This window comes from Leptolyngbya sp. FACHB-60 (assembly GCF_014695775.1).
Lineage (GTDB): Bacteria > Cyanobacteriota > Cyanobacteriia > Phormidesmidales > Phormidesmidaceae > Nodosilinea.
Map to the genome: position 1 here is coordinate 120,002 of NZ_JACJOX010000050.1, position 17,783 is coordinate 137,784.

At 56.4% G+C, this 17,783-nt stretch carries 20 protein-coding genes; 7 read left to right on the forward strand and 13 right to left on the reverse strand.

Annotated elements, in window-relative coordinates; genetic code table 11:
• Positions 1–97: 97 nt before the first annotated feature.
• Positions 98–1,483 (reverse strand): collagen-like protein, encoded by a 1,386-nt coding sequence (locus tag H6F57_RS19650; protein WP_190626758.1) that lies wholly within the window; start codon positions 1,481–1,483, stop codon positions 98–100.
• A 174-nt stretch (positions 1,484–1,657) separates the two neighbouring features.
• On the opposite strand from H6F57_RS19650, the gene H6F57_RS19655 reads away from it, so the two are divergent.
• The 7 genes from H6F57_RS19655 (at position 1,658) to H6F57_RS19685 (ending at position 7,552) form a co-directional block, all read left to right on the forward strand.
• Entirely contained in the window at positions 1,658–1,909 is a 252-nt protein-coding gene (locus tag H6F57_RS19655) for a hypothetical protein (protein WP_190626760.1), read from the forward strand.
• A gap of 422 nt (positions 1,910–2,331) precedes the next feature.
• A complete protein-coding gene (locus H6F57_RS19660) occupies positions 2,332–3,258 on the forward strand; it encodes a cation diffusion facilitator family transporter (RefSeq protein ID WP_190626887.1) in 927 nt (308 codons plus the stop codon).
• Between the two features lie 12 nt (positions 3,259–3,270).
• Positions 3,271–3,492: a hypothetical protein gene (locus H6F57_RS19665; protein WP_190626761.1), complete on the forward strand. Its 222-nt coding sequence runs from the start codon at positions 3,271–3,273 to the stop codon at positions 3,490–3,492.
• A gap of 282 nt (positions 3,493–3,774) precedes the next feature.
• The gene (locus H6F57_RS19670; RefSeq protein WP_190626763.1) at positions 3,775–4,683 is read left to right on the forward strand and encodes a glycine betaine ABC transporter substrate-binding protein; all 909 of its coding nucleotides are present in this window, start codon (positions 3,775–3,777) and stop codon (positions 4,681–4,683) included.
• A gap of 117 nt (positions 4,684–4,800) precedes the next feature.
• Positions 4,801–5,760, forward strand: coding sequence for an ABC transporter ATP-binding protein (locus tag H6F57_RS19675; RefSeq protein ID WP_190626765.1), 960 nt, complete (start codon positions 4,801–4,803; stop codon positions 5,758–5,760).
• A complete protein-coding gene (locus tag H6F57_RS19680; RefSeq protein ID WP_190626767.1) occupies positions 5,757–6,389 on the forward strand; it encodes an ABC transporter permease in 633 nt (210 codons plus the stop codon). The genes H6F57_RS19675 and H6F57_RS19680 overlap by 4 nt, the downstream gene beginning before the upstream one ends.
• 209 nt (positions 6,390–6,598) lie before the next feature.
• Positions 6,599–7,552: a pentapeptide repeat-containing protein gene (locus tag H6F57_RS19685; RefSeq protein ID WP_190626769.1), complete on the forward strand. Its 954-nt coding sequence runs from the start codon at positions 6,599–6,601 to the stop codon at positions 7,550–7,552.
• A gap of 209 nt (positions 7,553–7,761) precedes the next feature.
• Here the strand turns inward: H6F57_RS19685 and H6F57_RS19690 are convergent, their stop codons facing one another.
• The 12 genes from H6F57_RS19690 to fabZ all read right to left on the reverse strand — a co-directional run bounded on the left by H6F57_RS19690 (position 7,762) and on the right by fabZ (position 17,777).
• Positions 7,762–8,415: an ABC transporter permease gene (locus tag H6F57_RS19690; RefSeq protein WP_190626770.1), complete on the reverse strand. Its 654-nt coding sequence runs from the start codon at positions 8,413–8,415 to the stop codon at positions 7,762–7,764.
• Between the two features lie 23 nt (positions 8,416–8,438).
• Complete coding sequence (locus H6F57_RS19695; RefSeq protein ID WP_190626772.1) at positions 8,439–8,819, reverse strand: type II toxin-antitoxin system VapC family toxin; 381 nt, start codon at positions 8,817–8,819, stop codon at positions 8,439–8,441.
• An 11-nt stretch (positions 8,820–8,830) separates the two neighbouring features.
• Positions 8,831–9,067: a hypothetical protein gene (locus H6F57_RS19700; RefSeq protein ID WP_190626774.1), complete on the reverse strand. Its 237-nt coding sequence runs from the start codon at positions 9,065–9,067 to the stop codon at positions 8,831–8,833.
• An 81-nt stretch (positions 9,068–9,148) separates the two neighbouring features.
• A complete protein-coding gene (locus H6F57_RS19705) occupies positions 9,149–10,216 on the reverse strand; it encodes an ABC transporter ATP-binding protein (protein ID WP_190626776.1) in 1,068 nt (355 codons plus the stop codon).
• A gap of 123 nt (positions 10,217–10,339) precedes the next feature.
• Complete coding sequence (locus H6F57_RS19710) at positions 10,340–11,224, reverse strand: carbohydrate ABC transporter permease (protein ID WP_190626778.1); 885 nt, start codon at positions 11,222–11,224, stop codon at positions 10,340–10,342.
• An 89-nt stretch (positions 11,225–11,313) separates the two neighbouring features.
• On the reverse strand, positions 11,314–12,213 hold the full coding sequence (locus tag H6F57_RS19715; protein WP_190626780.1) for an ABC transporter permease subunit: 900 nt from the start codon (positions 12,211–12,213) through the stop codon (positions 11,314–11,316).
• A 55-nt stretch (positions 12,214–12,268) separates the two neighbouring features.
• Positions 12,269–13,510, reverse strand: coding sequence for an ABC transporter substrate-binding protein (locus H6F57_RS19720; protein ID WP_190626782.1), 1,242 nt, complete (start codon positions 13,508–13,510; stop codon positions 12,269–12,271).
• A gap of 221 nt (positions 13,511–13,731) precedes the next feature.
• Entirely contained in the window at positions 13,732–14,364 is a 633-nt protein-coding gene (locus H6F57_RS19725; protein ID WP_190626784.1) for a biopolymer transporter ExbD, read from the reverse strand.
• A complete protein-coding gene (locus H6F57_RS19730) occupies positions 14,361–15,098 on the reverse strand; it encodes a MotA/TolQ/ExbB proton channel family protein (RefSeq protein ID WP_190626785.1) in 738 nt (245 codons plus the stop codon). Before H6F57_RS19730 ends, H6F57_RS19725 begins: the two co-directional genes overlap by 4 nt.
• 134 nt (positions 15,099–15,232) lie before the next feature.
• On the reverse strand, positions 15,233–16,417 hold the full coding sequence (gene lpxB / locus H6F57_RS19735) for a lipid-A-disaccharide synthase (protein WP_190626787.1): 1,185 nt from the start codon (positions 16,415–16,417) through the stop codon (positions 15,233–15,235).
• A gap of 19 nt (positions 16,418–16,436) precedes the next feature.
• Complete coding sequence (gene lpxA, locus H6F57_RS19740; protein ID WP_190626789.1) at positions 16,437–17,261, reverse strand: acyl-ACP--UDP-N-acetylglucosamine O-acyltransferase; 825 nt, start codon at positions 17,259–17,261, stop codon at positions 16,437–16,439.
• Between the two features lie 48 nt (positions 17,262–17,309).
• On the reverse strand, positions 17,310–17,777 hold the full coding sequence (fabZ, locus tag H6F57_RS19745; protein WP_190626889.1) for a 3-hydroxyacyl-ACP dehydratase FabZ: 468 nt from the start codon (positions 17,775–17,777) through the stop codon (positions 17,310–17,312).
• Positions 17,778–17,783 lie beyond the last annotated feature (6 nt).

Genomic DNA, 17,783 nt, shown 5'->3' on the forward strand with positions numbered 1-17,783 from the left:
AAAGCTTTACAGAGATTTCTTCGAATCCTTTGAACTCAGCCAGCCACCCCCACTCTTTACCCATCCACCCCCTATCCCTTTACCCATCCACCTTCCCCTAAAACTGTCCCTGCCAAGAAAGCGACTGCTCAGCGCGGTTGGTTCCCAGCGATCGCACCGCCGTAATCTCCATCTGGGCGTACTTGCCACGGGTCAGAGGGCCGCGATCGATGGGTAGGCGACCTAACGCCAGCTCAAAGCGGTTGCCCGCCAGACTCACCAATTCCGCCGGCACCACATCGTCGTAAACGGTGACGTAGCGCAGGCGGCGATCGTCCCTGGGGTCGCCGTCTGTGGTTCTCAGCGTCAGGCGAAACTGGGTAGCCAGGTAGGTCGACTCACCGGCCAGATCGAGCACCACAGCCTTGAGGTTGGCACCGCTGCCCTGCACCCCTCCCGAGGCCAGACGAGTAACGTCGCTGGCCCGCACCGCATTGGTGACGGTAATGGTGAGCTGGCCGGCTTGGCGGCTGGTGGTGTAGTCGGCCCAGAGGCTGTCGGGGAAAGTGGCTGTCAGCGCTCCGTCGGGTTGAATTTCGGTACGCACATCGCCACCCGCAAAGCTGCCCAGGGGTCGGGGGGCCTGCCAGTTGAGGCTGACATCGCCTTCCACACGTCCGGTATATTCGCGGTAGATGTCGTTGACTCGCGACCCAGGGGCTAGCAGGGCGTTGGCTCCAGATTTCTCAGCCCACAGATTTCGAGAAAGACGCACCGGTTGGCTGGCCAAGGTTTGCAGCCCTACCGACATGGCCGGGGTTTCGCTCAGCAGCGGCTCTAGCTGGTTGACAATCCACAGCTGGCCGTCGGCACCGGCTGCCCCGTCGCGGCCAAAGGAACCGTTGCTGCCGCTGCGGCCATCGTAGCAGCGGTAACGGTTCGCTTGGCATTGATGGTCAGCCTGGCCAGGGGTGCCGGTGCAGGTCTGAATCTCCCAATCGCGCTGATCACAGCGACAGCCGATGGTGCCGCTGCCGCCGCGTCCGCCGCGCCCAAAGCGCCCGCCGCGAGCGTCTACCGATAGCCGTTGTAGGGCCGCGCGATCGCCATAGTAAACCGTCAGATTGCCACCGCTACCACCGCTACCACCGCTACCCCCATCGCCACCAGAGCCACCGTCGGGGGCGCGCAGATTGTAACCGACGTTGCGGGGCTGGCGACCACAGCGGGGGTGATAACCGTTTTCGCCATTCTCACCGTCTTCGCCGTCGCTGCCGGTGAGGGTAAAGCTGGCGGAGGTGACGTCGGCCACAGTGGTTTGGCTTGGCCCAGCGGTGCCATCGCGCCCCGATCGCCCGCTGCGGCCATCGCTGCCATCGCTGCCGTAGGTACGGGTTTCTTGCGCCCAGGCCAGCATTGAGCAGCCATTTAACGTCGGCAGCGGCAGGGTGGTTGCAAGTCCTAGGCAAAGGGGAGCCAGAGCAACGGCAAGGGCGCGTTTCATAGCAGGGTTTCTCGGTGGGCAAAGCTATCCTAGGGTAGCCACAGGCATGCTTCGATGGTGCGATCTATGTACCAGAATTCACGATGAATTACCTCGCATTCAAGAAACCACAAGCAACATAACCTGTTGAACCCTGCATTGATGGTTTGAGAGTGCAACATATCGAATCGCTTTATGACAATGGCGTTGTCGATTGACGACATCAAATATCAAGCCGGTGCATTAGCGTTGCGAGGCTGTGCATTAACCTTGCGAAGGTGTGTATTAGCATTGCGGGGCAATACATTGACGTTGCAGGGCGATGCATTAACGAATCACGCTCCCGCATTAACGAATCATGGCCTTGCAATCGAATGTCATGCCGTTGCACAAGCGTTGTCACGCACCGCATTAACAAAGCCACCGATCGCATTAGCCCTGCGGTAAGATGCATCGCCATTGTGAATAAGAGACTTGCCCGGTGACACTACGCTGAAGGGGTCGCTGACGGTATTGAGCGATCGCCACGGGTTCGTGGTGCGTTGTCCAGAGGGGGAATTGCACCTACGCAAAATAGAGCTTTGGTTGCGAATATACCCTACGAGTGTTCTCATTCAAGGGAGCGTTAGAGCATTGGGGCGGGGTTAGTGTCATGGAGCGGCAGCGGGGGCAGGTTGCCTCTTATTTTGGCCTACCTCAACGAAAACCGATGCAGCATCGTAGAGTTCATCTTTGCTGCGGAGCAGTATAGTCCTCAGTTCTAAAACGATTACTTTTTGGTCAAGGTCATCCCCATCAAAATTCACCACAGCCTCTGGCTGAGCTGGGCACGCCCCTACAATGAGTTGAAAGTGTATGAGAAGGCGAGCATGGCTGGTGGTGAATCCAAAGTTTCAATCTATGCCGCATTAGGAGCCAATATCGCCATTGGCATTGCCAAGTTTATCGGTGCTGCAATCAGCGGCAGCTCGGCCATGCTGTCAGAGGGCATCCACTCCGTGGTCGATTCCGTCAATGAGCTGCTGCTACTCTATGGCCTCAAGCAAAGCGAAGCTCCGCCAAGCGAGGAATTTCCCCTGGGTCGTGGGCAAGAACTGTATTTTTGGTCGCTGATGGTTGCGGTGCTGATTTTTGCCCTGGGGGGTGGCGTGTCGATGTATGAGGGGTGGCATAGCTTTCAACACCCTGAGGTCGGCGACCATGCCTTGGTCAGCTATATCGTGTTGGCCGCCGCTGCTGTGTTTGAGGGCTTAGCCCTAGCCGTGTCTATCCGGCAGTTTAACAAAAGCTATCCCCGCAAAGTTGAGATTAGTTTGTGGCAGGCCATTCGCGACAGTAAAGATCCCAGCTCATTCATTGTCATTGTGGAAGATGCCGCTGCGCTGGTCGGCCTTTCCATTGCCTTTGGCGGAATTATGCTCACCCAAATGTTCGACAACGCTGTCTATGACGGCCTTGCTTCCATCCTGATTGGGCTATTGCTCATCGTAGTCGCCAGTCTGTTGGTCATCGAAACTAAGAGTTTACTGATGGGGGAAAGCGCTTCTGTAACGGTGCGAGACAGCATCAAAACCCTCGTCAAGGCTGACCATGCCGTCTCTGACATGGGGCCACCGATTACCCTGCACCTAGGCCCTAGGGATATCATGCTGGCGATGAATATCGAATTTGGCGATCATCTCTCTGCCGATGAGATCGAAGCGGCGGTACGCCGTATCGAGCAGAGCATTCGCACCACCCATCAAGACGTGACCCGCATCTTTATTGAAGCGGCCTCTCTTGACGGATCTGACTAAAAGATAAGCACTATGCTGCGAAGCTATGAAGCCATCTACAAAGGCGGACAATTGAAGTGGCGCTCAGAACAGCCTCAGATTAGCTCTGCGCGAGTTATTGCCACCATTTTGGAAGACATTACGGCTAACCCTACTCAGCGTGTGGCCTTTCCTGCGATCGCAGGAAAGGCTAGAACCTTGGGCGATGTTGGTATCGCCATTGTCACAGAAGATGATTGGGAAGGCCTGAAGTGATTGTGCTAGATGCGCAAGCTGCAATTTCCGTACAGATATTTGTTGCCAGTCGGTTGCCGTTACTGAGATGCAGCAGGCTTACACATTGCGCAGCGATCGCCAACCTTTGCGCCCGATTGCTCTGGGCTTTGCCCTAGACGGGGCTATGCACAACAGGGCCGTTCATCTCTGCCCGCTAGGGAAGAATTGCCCTGCAAAAAACCGCGCCTAAAAGTCCTGTGATATTCTCAGGGGACAGTGGCGCGATGCCAGAATTGTCTAGTTTTCAGCCTTTTTAACCCTATGACGTTAACTCGACGGTGGTTTAGCCAGGCCTGCCTGGGGGTGGCGACAGCGCTGGTGACAGCGGCCTGCGGCGGTGGCGGTGGCGGCGGTGACGTGGTCAGCGTTGGCTCAAAAGACTTTACCGAGCAGCTGATCATCGGCGAAATGTATGCCCTGGTGCTCGAAGAAAACAGCCTAACCGTCGAGCGCAAGCTCAACTTGGGGGGCACTCCAGTGGCTCAAGCTGCCATTGAAAGCGGCGAAATCGACCTCTATCCCGAATATACCGGCACTGCGCTGCTCACCGTGCTCAAACAGCCGGTCAGCAGCGACCAGCAGGCTGTCTTCGACACCGTCAAGCAGGCCTACCAGGAGCAATTTAACCTGGTGTGGCTCGACCCCTCACCCATGAACAACACCCAGGCCCTGGCTATGACCGAGGAGCAGGCCGATGCCCTGGGCATTCGCACAATCTCTGACTTCGCCGCCCAGGCCAGCAACCTAACGCTGATTGGGCCACCCGAGTTTGAGGTGCGCGAAGACGGTCTACCTGGCCTACAAGCGGCCTACGGCAATTTTTCTGTCAAAGAATACAAAGCCGTTGATGCGGGCCTGCGCTACAAGGGTCTGGTGGATGGCGAGGCCGACGTGGCCGTGGCCTTTGGCACCGATGGCGAAATCAGCGCCTTTAACCTGGTGGTGCTCGAAGATGACGAGGGGCTGTTTCCGCCCTACCAGGTGGCACCCATTGTCAGCCAGGCGGCGCTGGATGCCAACCCCGCGATCGCCGAGGCCCTCAACCAGGTTTCGCCCCTGCTCAACGATGAGGTCATGCGTCAGCTCAACTACGAGGTGAGCGGCAACCAGCGCGAACCAGCAGATGTAGCGCGAGAATTTCTGGTCGATGCGGGCCTAGTTGCAGAATAATGGCGTGGGGTATGGGGTTTCGGGTTCACGGTATAAGGTTCACGGTTCTGCCTCGTACTTGCCCCGTCGCATCTTGTACTTGCCCCCTTGCCCCTTACACCTCATACCTAACGCCCCATGAGCAACCTCCAGTTTGACGATGTTTCGCTACGGTTTGCTGGGGGTGCCCGCCCGGCGGTGAACCGGGTGACTTGCCAGGTCAACTCGGGCGAAATTGTGGTGATTTTGGGGCCGTCAGGCTGCGGCAAAACCACGCTGCTCAAGATGGTTAACCGCCTCTATGAACCCACCGCAGGCAACATCTTTCTGGATGGGGTGAATATTCGCCAGCTCAAGGCGACTAAGCTGCGGCAGCAGATCGGCTACGTGATTCAGCAGTCGGGTCTGTTTCCCCACATGACGGTGGCCGACAATGTGGCGGTGGTGCCCAAACTGCTGGGCTGGCCCAAACCCCAGATTCAGGCCCGCATTGACGAGCTGCTTGACCTGGTGAAGCTATCGCCAGGGGAATTTCGCGATCGCTACCCCGCTCAGCTTTCTGGCGGGCAGCAACAGCGGGTGGGCATTGCCCGAGCCCTGGCCGGCAACCCCGCCATTATGCTAATGGATGAACCATTTGGGGCGATCGACGCGATCACGCGCACGGCTTTGCAGGACGAGATTTTGCGCCTTCAGGGCCAGCTCAAAAAGACGATTCTGTTTGTCTCCCACGATGTGGAAGAGGCTCTGCGCCTGGCCGATCGCATTCTAATCATGCGCCTAGGCGAAGTGGTGCAGTTTGACACCCCCTTTAACCTGTTGACTCGGCCCGCCGATGAGTTTGTACACACCCTGCTGGGGGCCGACGACATGGTGCGCCAGCTGGGTCTACTGCGGGTAAGTTCGGCCATGATGGCGCTGCCGCCCAACTACAGCAACGGCCACAACCCCACCCTTTCCCACCTAGATAGCCTGCGGGATGCGCTGTCGCTGATTCTCAAGACCGGGGCACCAGCTCTCACCGTGCTAAAAGAGGGCAACCCGGTGGGTCTGCTCACCCTCGACCACATTCGCGAGTCGGCGGTGAACGGGCGATGAGCTACCTGCTGAGCAACCCCGGCGACGTGCTGACCCTGCTGCTGCAACACCTGCGGATGACGGGGATTGCGCTGGGGATTGCGATCGCCCTCGCCGTTCCCCTTGCTCTGCTGGTCTCGCGCCTGCGCTGGCTGGCGGTGCCTGTGCTCGGCGGGCTAGGGGTGCTCTATACCATTCCCAGCCTGGCGCTGATTATCTTTTTGGTGCCGCTGTTTGGCCTCAATGCCACGTCGGTCATTGTGGCGATGGTGCTCTATACCCAGGTGATTTTGGTGCGCAACCTGACGGTGGGGCTGGCGGGCATTAACCCGGCGGTGCTAGAGGCGGCGCGGGGTATGGGTATGAGCGTGGCTCAGCGCTGGTGGCGGGTGCAAGTGCCGTTGGTGCTGCCGGTATTTTTGGCTGGGGTAAGAATTGCGGCGATTGTGGCCATTGCGATCGCCACCATTGGAGCCAAATTTAACGCGGGCGGACTGGGCAAGCTGTTGTTCGATGGCATCCAAACCAATCGCTATGACAAAATTGTGGCGGGTGCGATCGCAGTGGCAGCCCTAGCGCTGGTGATCAACGGGCTGCTGCTGGCCCTAGAGCACTACACCCAACCCCAACGACGGTTGAAACATGAGTAAGACAGCAGTTACGGCTTAGTTACTATCCGTATAATCCACCCTGAAAAGGCAATTATACGGAAACTGTCGGCTAATAAGTTTTATACGCACACTTCAAGCAAACATATGAAATCATGACGAAACATCCTAAAAACGAAGAAATTAACGGAAACCAGAGAAATACTGTTGTAATAGGAAAACAGTAGATTCAACTTTTCAAAGAATTATTTATGGATCGAAATGTAGATTCCGCAAAATATCGGAGCGGTTTTCAAAAATGGGTATTGAGATTAGTTGCCCCAAGCACAGTTTTTATGGCAGTAATCTTAATCATGACAATTGGCATTCCAACTGCATGGGATATTTTTAAACATTGGAATGATATTGAAGCCAAAGCAAGGGCACAAGCTGGAATTACATTGCTACAAACAATAGTCACCACAATAGGCGGCATAGCCATTTTTGGAAATATTGTTATAGCTCGTAGGCAGGTGGCAGCAACCCAGCAGCAAATGGTCATCACTCAAGAACAAATCATTACGGATAGATTTTCCAAAGCAGTAGAGCAACTAGGAAGTGATCAATTAGCTGTTCGAGTAGGAGCAATTTATTCTTTAGAGAGAATTGCTAAAGATTCCATTAGAGATCATTGGACAGTGATGGAAGTATTATCATTTTTTATTCAAGATAGATGCCCTCTACGAAACGGTGATGAGGTTTCACAAAAAAACGATGCCTTTAAAGATGTGCAAGCTGCTGTGATTGTTTTAGGAAGGCGCGATTTAAGTCAAGATCCAAAAGTCAATAATCTAGACCTGACCTATATAGAGCTTCGCTGGGTTTCTTTTGAAGAAGGAGACTTTAGAAACGCTGTTTTCTATCGCTCAAATCTCAACGGGATTAACTTTTACAAAGCAAATTTGGAGAAAGCTAACTTTTGGCAGGCAAATCTCACACGTGCAAAGTTGTTTGGAGCCGATCTAAGTCAAGCTGATCTAATAGAGACAACTTTTAGTGAGGCGGACTTAAGAAAATGCAATTTAAGAGGAGCTAAAATTAGTAGAGCTAATTTTAGCAAAGCCAAAGGTTTGACTGTGGAACAGATACAGTCAGCACAAAAATGGGAAGAAGCTGTTTACGACGAGAGTTTTCGGGTGCAATTGGGTTTAAATGTTAATAAGTAGAAAAATTTTGTACAACGCTTAGTTAAGCGATCTGCGTCTAACAACTGTGGTGCAGCGGACTGTTGCAAGCCGGTGGTGGTGTGGTAAAAGTTATTAGCAGCCGCTGACCACAAACTTATGCATTCGCTGCGGGTCTAGTTGTGTGACCAAATAAAGTTATCTAAGCAGAACTTGCCTAGGGCTACTGAATTCAGAACACTAAGTTAACCCTAAGCCGATCGCACCCCCGGCGGCTGCGCGGCGCGCTGCACTGCGCTCAACCCCACCTCCGCCAGCAGCGCCAGCAGCGCCACCGGCACCGCCCCCACCAGCAAAATCGCCGGGTCGTAGGCGGCAAAGCCGAGCACAATAAACGCGCCCAACCCACCCGCTCCCACAAACGCCGCCAGCGTAGCGCTAGCGATCACCTCCACCGTGGCGGTTTTGATGCCCGCAATCACCACCGGCAGCGCTAGAGGAATCTCGACCGTTTTGAGAATGTCGACAGGGGGCATTCCCATACCCGTCGCCGCCTCACGAATGGCGGGGCTAATGGTGCGAAAGGCCACGTCAGTGCTGATGAGAATGGGCGGCATCACCAGCAGCGTCAGAGCCAGCACCGCCGACCAAAAGCTCAGCCCCAGCACGGGCACTGCCAAAAACAGCACCGCCAGGCTAGGAATCACCCGCAGGGCATTGAAGCTGTTGAGCATGACCGTGGAGATGAGTCGCGATCGCGCACTCCACAACCCCAGCGGCAGCCCCACCAGTAGCCCGATCGCCAGAGGCACCGCTACCAGCAGCAGGTGCTGTTGCAGGGCGGTGAGGATGCGATCGCTGTTATCCAGCGCGTACTGATAGGCATTTTGCAGAGTAGACGGCATAGGATAATCTTGCAAAAAACGGCTTAATCCTCAAAAGGATTCGCTAGCCTTAGGGCTTCAATTTTTGAGAAGTCTGCTGTGTTACGGGTAATTAGCTCTAAAGAATATTCCAGAGCAGTTGCAGCGATAATAGCATCAGGTACTTTGATCTTAAAATGCTTCCGCAACTGAATAGTTCGCTCAGCAATCTCTGATGTTAGAGGTAGCTCGACCAAGCCCGACAAAAGCTGTTTTGCCCGAGCCTCTTCCAGCTCAGATTGCTGAAAGCCTAACACTTCGATTCTAGAAATAACTGAGTAAGCGCCTTGTCCTATCAGGCCTAGTCTCAGGAGATTCTCGCCAGATTCATTGAGCTGGTTGTTGAAGTGATAAATAAAAATATTGGTATCAAAAATTAGCTGCACCAGATCAATACCTAATCACCCCAGCTTAATTTTCTTTGTCGTTCTATCTCTGCATCAATTTCTTCAACACTTGATTGCCCCCAGCTCCCTCTAGTTTCGTCCAACAATTTATTAATTTCTGAGGAATCCGCTAAGTCTTGAGCCTCTGCTGAATTTTTAAGCGAGCTTGTACGCGCATGAAGCTGACTCACCAAATAGCTGAGCAAAGTCCACTGTTCTTCTGAACTGAGCTGGGTTAGCTCACTCATCACTCGCTGTAATGATGGGCTCATGGCTAGCCTTCTTGTTGTGGCAATGTGCTTACCTTAGATTCTAAGCTCGTAGCAGCTTTAAGTTGTCAGGCGCTGCTCGGTATCGCCGTCGAACCAGTGAATCGACTCGGGTGGCAACGCCAGTTTCAAATTTTCCCTGCTCCAGGCGGCATCGGCGGGTAGCAGCGCCCGCAGAGTCAGGGTGGGGTCGCCCTGCACCCGCAGGCTCACCAGATCATGCATGCCCAGATTTTCTACTAAAAACACCTGTCCGCTGACGGTGTGGGCATCGCCCTCGCGGGGCAGCCGCAGATGCTCAGGGCGAATGCCCAGCACCACGGAGGCAGCCTGGACGCCAATGGGCAGCGGTATGCTGAAATCGCCCAGAACCACAGTGTTTCCGGTGCGGCTGAGGGTAATCAGGTTCATCTGAGGGCTGCCGATAAAGCTGGCGACAAATCGATTGGCTGGGGTTTTGTAGATGTCGTGGGGATGGCCCAGCTGCTGCAAATAGCCATTGTTGAGCACCGCCACCTTGGTCGAAAGGGTCATGGCCTCGGTCTGGTCGTGGGTGACGTAGACAATGGGTGATTTTTGGTCGGCGAAAATCTGCTTGAGGTCGGCCCGCACCTGCTCGCGCAGCAGAGCATCGAGGTTACTCAGGGGTTCGTCGAGCAAAAACACGTCGGGGTTGCGCACCAGGGCGCGGGCCAAAGCCACCCGCTGGCGCTGACCGCCCGAGAGCTTAGCGGGTTTGCGATCGAGCAGCGGATCGAGGCCCAGCACCCCAGAGACTTCCTGCACCCGCTTTTGAATATCGCCGGCCGGCAGATGGCGCAACTTCAGCCCCGAAGCCACGTTGTCGCGCACCGTCATGTGGGGATAGAGAGCGTAGCTCTGAAAGACCATGGCGATGTTGCGATCGCCCGGCGGCAGAGGGCTAACATCGCGATCGCCGATCATCACCTGCCCCTCCGTGGGCTGATCTAACCCCGCAATTAGCCTAAGAATGGTCGATTTACCACAGCCCGATGGCCCTACCAGGGTTAGAAACTCGTTGTCTTCCACCACCAGATTGAGCTGCTTTACCGGCACAATGTCGCGGCTGTAGGCTTTGGCAAGGTTTTGGAGTTCAAGTTTAGCCATGGTCTTTGGGGAGGTAGGTGGGTGGGGGAGTGGGGGGGTAGGGGAGTTTTGAGTGCTCAGTTTTGAGCTTTGAGTTGGGAAACTTTTATGGCTCATTCAAAACTTAAAACTCAAAACTTTTCCCTACCCTTTCACAGAGCCAGAGGTGAGGCCTTGCACAATGCGGCGCTGGAAGAACAGCACCAGCAGCACCAGGGGCAGGGTGCCGACTACGGTGGCGGCGGCCAAGGGGCCGTAGGGCACTTCAAACAGCGTGGTGCCACCAAGCTGGGCAGCGGCGACGGGGATGGTTTTCATGCTCTCACGGGTCATAAAGGTGAGGGCAAACAGGTACTCATTCCAGGCAAAGATAAAGGCCAAAATGCCGGTGGTGACTAGGGCGGGCAGGGTCATGGGCAGCACGATGCGCCAGAGCATTTGCACCGTGTTGTAGCCATCCACGCGGGCCGAGTCTTCCAGGTCTTTGGGCAGCTGCTGAAAAAAGCTGCGCATGACCAAAATCGTCAGGGGCAGGTTGATGGCAGTGTAGGGAATAATCAGCGCTAGATAGTTGTTGGCCAGGCCAAAGGCCCGCACGAGTTCGAGTAGGCCCAGGAACAGCAGAATGTAGGGAAACAGAGTCACCACCAGCACGATCGCTAAAATCACCTGCTCACCCGGAATCCGCAGACGGGCCAGGGCGTAGGCCGCCGGAGACCCCAGCGCCAGACACAGCACCGTGGAGACGATCGCCACCAGAGCGCTGTTGAACATATAGATGTGGAACTGGTTGAGCCGAAACAAGTCCAGATAGTGGGTCAAGGTGAGCTGGTTAAACCCCGGCAAGTAGACCACCGGGGTCTGGGTGATGGCCGCATTGGTCTTGAACGATGTCAGCACCTGCCATAGCACCGGGGCAAGGCTAAAGATGACGGTAAATGCGATCGCTAGCCCTAGCAGCACCCGCCCCCAGGGAATACCGCGATCGGGGGTCTGGGGAGGGGCGGTAGTTTGAGGGACAGTAGTCATGAGTAGGGGGATGGGTAGGGGGTGGATGGGTAGGGGGTGGATGGGTAGGGCAGACCAACGTATCTACTCCTAGGGGAAGTCGACCAAAGTTACTCGGTTTTGGCCCGCAGGCGAGAGATATATAGCCAGCTCAGAGCCACCACCGCCACCAGCACCAAAAATGTCACGGTCACGAGGGCGGCTCCATAGCCAAAGTCTAAATAGCGCATCACGGCGGCGTAGATATAGATCGATACTGTCTCTGTGGCACCGCCGGGGCCGCCGCCGGTCATCACCTGAATCAGGTCAAAAATGCCAAAGGACTGGGCAAAGCGAAAAAGCATGGCAATCACAATCTGCGGCGCAATCAGCGGCAGCGTAATTTGCCGAAAGCTCTGCCAAGGGCTAGCTCCATCCAGAGCGTGAGCCTCGTATAGATCTTGAGAAATCGACTGAAGCCCCGCCAACAGTAAAATCGCCACAAAAGATGTCGTCTTCCAGACATCGGCGGCGATCACCGCCACCATGGCCCAAAAGGGTTCTCCTAGCCAGTTCACCGGGTTGTCGATCAGATGCGATCGCATCAGCATGTCATTCCAAACGCCGAACTCGGTATTAAAAATCCAGCGCCAGGCCAGGGCAATTAAGGCGGTGGGCAACGCCCAGGGGAGAATGGCGATCGTCCGCGCCAGGCCCCGACCGCGAAAGGCTTGATCAAGGGCCAGGGCAATGATCAACCCCAACCCCAGCTCAAAGACCAGCGTAAACAGGGTGAACACAGCCGTATTCCGCATGCTCTGCCAGAAACGACCATCTCCCACCATCAACCCATAGTTGTCTAGGCCGCTAAACACCGGCTCTAGATTGGTGCTGAGGTTTTCGGTAAAAAAGCTCAGCCAAAAGGCCCGCAAAATCGGAAAGGCATACACCAGCAGCAACACCAGCAGCGCTGGCAATATCAACAGCCACCCCGTCCGCTGTTCCCGCTGCCGAATATAGTCCTTACTCACAGTCCCTCTCCATACTCATTCACCCATCCACCCTCTACCCACCCATCCACATCTCTTAACCCTCTACCCCCAACACCCGCCGACTCTCACCCGCAGCGGCCCGCATAGCGGCTTCAGCCGTCATTTGGTCACTGATAGCCGCGCTCAAGTAGCGTTGCAGAATGTCTGAAACCTGGGCGTATTGACCCACGGGAGGGCGAGGCACCGCCGTTTCTGCCACCTCTAACAGCTGCTCATAGTGAGGAAACGACGCCAGCACGTCTGGATCGGTGAACAAAGCGCGCCGGCTGGGCACATAGGCAAATTCGGTGATGAAATCCTTCATCGGCCCAGGACTGGTGAAAAATTCCACCACCCGCCAGGCTTCCTCGGGGTGGGGAGTAGTCGACGAAATTCCAAAGCCCCAGCCCCCTAAGCAAGCCGCGGGCTGCTGGCCTGGGGCATGCACCATGGGCTTGAGGGCAATTTTTCCGGCGACCGGAGTGCCTTCGCGGTTGGCCTCGGCCCAGGCATAGGGCCAGTTTCGCAGAAAGGCCACATTGCCGTTTTGGAACTGGCGGAGAGAGTCTTCCTCGACGTAGTTGGTCACACCAGGGGGAGAAATACGTTGGTCAATCAAACCCTTCATAAACTCAACGGCCTGAACCCCAGCGGGCTGATCTAAGCCCACTTCTAGGGTGGTCGGGTCGATCCAAAAACCGCCGTAGCCGGCGATGATTTCGACAAAGTTGGTGACCAGGCCCTCGTACTGCAAGCCCTGCCACGTAAAGCCCCAGTCCACGTCGGTCTGCGCTTGGATGGCCTTAGCGGCGGTAGTCAAATCGTCAAAAGTCTCGGGGGGTTCTAGCCCGACCTGGTCGAGCAGATCGGTGCGGTAGTAAAGCATGCCCATGTCGGAGCGAAACGGCATGCGGTAGAGGCCTCCTTGATAAAGGCCAGCGGCCACGTCGGCCGACAAAAAGTCGGATAGGTCGGCTTCACCAACGCGATCGGACAGATCTATTAGCCACCCGGCAGCAGCAAATTTAGGAATCCAAACGACATCCGAGAAGAGAATGTCGTAGGGGGAGTCGCCCAACAAAAAGGACGTGGTGTAAAGGTTTTCGACGGCATCAGCGGCGTTGGGGCCGCGCACCATTTGAATGCGAATATCGGGGTTTTCGGCCATAAACTGCTCGGCCAAGCCCTGCATTTGGTCGGCTTCCACCGCTCGCAGCAGAAAGGAGATGGTGACCGGCTGCTGCGACCAGACATGGGCACCAACTAATATGGTGGTGGCGATCGCAACCAACGCCAATAAAAATCTGCTGAAACGCACTCGACTGCGCCTCAGAAAGGGGAACCGGTATTCACGCAAAATTAAAGCCCGGAGATCGAACAATTCCCGGGCTACCAACCAACTATTTTACTGATCCAAAGCCGAGGCTTAGAGTTTGACAATGGCTAACCCAGGTTTCCTCATAAAACTGGAATGCTGACAGCCCAGCCTCTACCTAGGGGAAGATCTTTAAAGCATGGCTACGGCCGCGCTGGACTGGGTGTGGGCGCAGGCTGAAGCGGCGAGGCCGGTTCACTGGGAAACAGTGGCGAGGACGGCGATTGGGGTTGGCTGCCGGGTTCACCAAAACCAGGCGGTAGCTGACCCTCAGGAGTCTCTTGAGGAAATCCTTCCGGGAGCTGAGTTGGATCACCACCGGGAGCGGTCTCCTCTGGTCCCAAGGTAGTATCGGCGGGCAGCGTGGCGAGGGCAACGCGATCGCCACCTACCGCCCGCAACTCGTCAAGCACCACGACCACATCTTCGTAGCGAGCATCGCGAGCAGCATAGAGCACAATTAGCCCGCCGGGGTTGACCTGGCTAAACTGACCCAGCACATCTCTGAGCAACTCGATGGGCACGGGCTGCTGGTCGAGATATACCTGGCCGAAGCCATCGATGCTGACGTAGAGGCGATCGGCCCCCTGCCCTACCTGCCCAGGCAGGGGTTGCCCCGTTTGGGCCGTAGGCAGGTCGAGGTCGATGGCCTGCTGCCGAGTCAGACCCACTGCCGCCAAGATAAAAAACGTCAAAATGCAGAAAATCACGTCGATCAGCGGCACAATCTCCAAGTGCACATCCCTGGAGGGGTTATCGAGTAGATCTACTTTCATAGCAAGGGGTTCTCCGCAGAGGGCGTCGCATCGAGCACAGCAGCATTTGGATCAAGGAGGGCATCAGCGGGCATCGGTACCGGCACCGGCATAGGCGACACCCCGTGAAGCTGGGCCCAACTCTGCCGGTAAAGCAGCTCTAGCTCGCTACCCGCTTGGCGAAACATTTTGGCCTGGCCAAACACAAACCCCTGAAACAACCGATAAAAGGCCAGGGCGGCAATAGCAATAATTAGGCCAGCAGCCGTGCTAATCAGCGCCTCGCTGATGCCCAAAGAGGTGCCCGCGGTGGCATCTCCACTACCCAGGTCGCTAATTTGAATAGAACCGAGGGAGTTGATCAGGCCCAGCACAGTACCCAACAGACCCAGCAAAGGGGACAGGGTAGCAACGGCCTCAAGAATTTTTTCGCCCCGGCTCATACTCAGCAGTTCTTCGTTGGCCGAGGTTTCTAGGGCCAGGCGAAACACCTCTGGATCGGGGGATTGCAGCCTGAGGGGAGCCGACAAAAACCGCCCCATGGGCAGTGTCGCAGAGCGATAGGCAATATCGGCAGCGGCCGCCCAATCGCGACGGGCGGCCTCTAGCACACGCCCAGACACCTCGCGTTCGCGGGTCAAGATGCGCGACCAAAACCAGATGCGCTCCAAAATGGTGCCCACAGCCAAGATTGAAAGTAGGAGCAGCGGCCACATGGCAGGACCGCCACGGGCAAATAGCTCAGGTATGTTCACTAAAGATCCTCCTGTCACCACCGGGCCGGGCTGTCAAAAAAGACAGAGCAACCTCTCTCCGGCAAAGCATAACAATTGTAGTGACTTTGGGGACGCTTCAACAGTTTCAGGTTGATTCTATTGGAGGCGTCCCGTCACGACATCTCAGGTAGGGCATCTAAGATCAAATCTGCGGTGCGCTGACAAACGCCGGGTGGCCCCAGCGCTTCGCGCATTTTGGCGTAGCCCACCCGCATGGTCTGGCGAGCGGTTTCGCTATGCAGCAGCTCTAGGGCCGCAGCGGCGATCGCCTCGGGGGTAGCCTGCCACTGCAAAAACTCGGGCACGATGGGCTGGTTCACCACTAGATTGACCGGCGACACGTAGGGCACATCAAACTTCAGCAGGTAGTGGGCAATGCGGGCGCTGAGCGGGTGAATGCGGTAGGCCACCACCTGAGGCACATCCATCAGGGCAATTTCAAGGTTGGCGGTGCCCGACTTGGTGATGGCGACATCGGCAGCGGCGATCGCCCCCTGACTGCCCTCACCAATCACTCGACCATTTAACCCGTGGGCAGCCAACCCCTGCTCAAAACTAGCCTGCAACGCCGGAATCGACACCGGCAGCAAGAACGTAACCTCGGGGCACTGGGCCTGGATGATCTGCGCCGCTTTGAGCAACACCGGCATCAGGTACTTCACCTCTTGCTGCCGGGAGGCGGGCAGCAGCGTCACCACCGGGGTATCCAAGGGTAAGTCCAACTGCTGGCGGGCTGCTGCCTGGTCGGCAGGGCCAGGATAGCGATCGACTAGGGGATGGCCGACCCAGGTGGTCGCGGCCCCAAAGCCCTGGTAGTAATCGGCTTCGGCTTTAAAGATGGCCAGCATGCGATCGCTGCACTGCACCAGATTGCGGGTGTCTTTTTCAGAAAAGGCCCATACCCACTGCTGCGGGGCGATGTAGTAAATCACCGGCACCTGGGGATGGTGAGTTTTGATGTAGTTACCCATCACCAGGTTGGGGTTCATGTAGTCGATCAGCACGGCAATATCGGGCGGCTGGGCATCGAGCGCCGTCTTAGCAACCCGCTGAAGGCGCAGGGTGGGCATGAGGTAGGGCAACGCCTCAAAAATACCCACCGAGCCAATGCTCGTGGTTTCGCCCACCAGGGTAGCCCCTGCCTTGGCCATGCGAGGGCCGCCCAGGGCCGTGATGTCTAGGGTGAGGTGGCGATCGCGCGCCTGTTGCATCAGCGCCTCAATTAAGAACGCCCCCTGCAAGTCGCCCGACACCTCGCCAGTGCTAATAAAAATCCGCCGTCTAGTGGGATCAGCCATGCCCTACGCAGCTCCCAAACTACTCATCATCGCTGTGCTTGCTCCGGCGGCGGCCGGGGGTCAATCCGCGGCGATCGGGCTGCTGGGCCGCCCGCAAAAATTCGCTAAAGTGCCGCACTAAGTCATTAGACTCATCCTGATTGAGCTTGCTCACCGACTCACTGAGCGACATGCCCGAGCGATAGACCAACCGATAGGCCTGCTTCAGTTCGCGATAGGCCTGGGGATCAGCGGTAAGGCCCGCTCGCTGCAAGCCGATTTGATTGAGCCCCCGCACTTCGGCCGGATTGCCGTTGACCAAGGTAAAGGGGGGCACGTCGCGATCGATGCGGCTGAGCCCGCCAATCATCACCAGCCGCCCAACGCGCACAAACTGGTGAACGCCTACCATGCCGCTAATCCGCGCACCCGACTCCACATACACATGGCCCGCCAGCGCCACTGAGTTAGCGAGAATGACGTGATCCTCAACCACGCAGTTGTGGGCCACGTGGGAGTAGGCCATCAGCAGGCAGTTACTGCCCACTAAAGTCACCGCCCCGGCATCGGTGGCTCGGTTAATGGTGACATACTCCCGAATCAGGTTGTTGTCGCCAACTACTACCCGACTCATCGAGCCGTCGTACTTGAGATCTTGCGACTCCAGACCAATAGCCGCCCCCGGAAAAATTCGATTTTGGGACCCAATCGTCGTTTGGCCGTCAATCACTGCGTGAGCGCCAATTTCGGTGCCAGGGCCAATGCTCACCTGCTCACCAATCACCGCATAGGGGCCGATCTTGACGCTGGGGTGCACCTGGGCACCCTCGTGAACCACTGCTGTGGGATGAATCAGGGTAGTCAACGGCCTGCCTCCAAAACCCAGAGATTGCAACATAGACACATGTTTTTCCTATTTCCTCTGGGGAGTTGTTGCCGGCTCCACCACAGAAAACATTAACTCACCTTCGCAGGCCAGCTGCCCATCGACCTCAGCGCGACCCCGCATTTTGCCAAACCGCTGCCGCTTCAGGGCCAACAGTTCTACGGTCATTATCAGCTGATCCCCAGGCACCACAGGGCGACGAAAGCGCACCTTGTCGATGCCGGCGAACACGCACAACCCCTGCACTCCTGGAATCTGCATCAGCACGATGCCCCCCACTTGGGCCATGGCCTCGACAATCAACACCCCCGGCATAATCGGGTGCCCCGGGAAATGTCCCTGAAAGTGAGGCTCGTTGAACGTGACATTTTTGATGCCAATGGCATGCTTGGCTGGAACATAGTCGATGATGCGATCGACTAGGGCAAAGGGATAGCGGTGAGGCAGCAGGGCATGGATCTCTTCAGCGCTATAGCTAGTCTTGGGAACCGTCATCGGTTC

Excerpts from the sequence above, each read along its gene's own strand:
- H6F57_RS19650 (WP_190626758.1), bottom strand. The coding sequence starts at position 1,483 with ATGAAACGCGCCCTTGCCGTTGCTCTGGCTCCCCTTTGCCTAGGACTT.
- H6F57_RS19655 (WP_190626760.1), top strand. The coding sequence starts at position 1,658 with ATGACAATGGCGTTGTCGATTGACGACATCAAATATCAAGCCGGTGCA.
- H6F57_RS19660 (WP_190626887.1), top strand. The coding sequence starts at position 2,332 with ATGGCTGGTGGTGAATCCAAAGTTTCAATCTATGCCGCATTAGGAGCC.
- H6F57_RS19665 (WP_190626761.1), top strand. The coding sequence starts at position 3,271 with ATGCTGCGAAGCTATGAAGCCATCTACAAAGGCGGACAATTGAAGTGG.
- H6F57_RS19670 (WP_190626763.1), top strand. The coding sequence starts at position 3,775 with ATGACGTTAACTCGACGGTGGTTTAGCCAGGCCTGCCTGGGGGTGGCG.
- H6F57_RS19675 (WP_190626765.1), top strand. The coding sequence starts at position 4,801 with ATGAGCAACCTCCAGTTTGACGATGTTTCGCTACGGTTTGCTGGGGGT.
- H6F57_RS19680 (WP_190626767.1), top strand. The coding sequence starts at position 5,757 with ATGAGCTACCTGCTGAGCAACCCCGGCGACGTGCTGACCCTGCTGCTG.
- H6F57_RS19685 (WP_190626769.1), top strand. The coding sequence starts at position 6,599 with ATGGATCGAAATGTAGATTCCGCAAAATATCGGAGCGGTTTTCAAAAA.
- H6F57_RS19690 (WP_190626770.1), bottom strand. The coding sequence starts at position 8,415 with ATGCCGTCTACTCTGCAAAATGCCTATCAGTACGCGCTGGATAACAGC.
- H6F57_RS19700 (WP_190626774.1), bottom strand. The coding sequence starts at position 9,067 with ATGAGTGAGCTAACCCAGCTCAGTTCAGAAGAACAGTGGACTTTGCTC.
- H6F57_RS19705 (WP_190626776.1), bottom strand. The coding sequence starts at position 10,216 with ATGGCTAAACTTGAACTCCAAAACCTTGCCAAAGCCTACAGCCGCGAC.
- H6F57_RS19710 (WP_190626778.1), bottom strand. The coding sequence starts at position 11,224 with ATGACTACTGTCCCTCAAACTACCGCCCCTCCCCAGACCCCCGATCGC.
- H6F57_RS19725 (WP_190626784.1), bottom strand. The coding sequence starts at position 14,364 with ATGAAAGTAGATCTACTCGATAACCCCTCCAGGGATGTGCACTTGGAG.
- lpxB (WP_190626787.1), bottom strand. The coding sequence starts at position 16,417 with ATGGCTGATCCCACTAGACGGCGGATTTTTATTAGCACTGGCGAGGTG.
- fabZ (WP_190626889.1), bottom strand. The coding sequence starts at position 17,777 with ATGACGGTTCCCAAGACTAGCTATAGCGCTGAAGAGATCCATGCCCTG.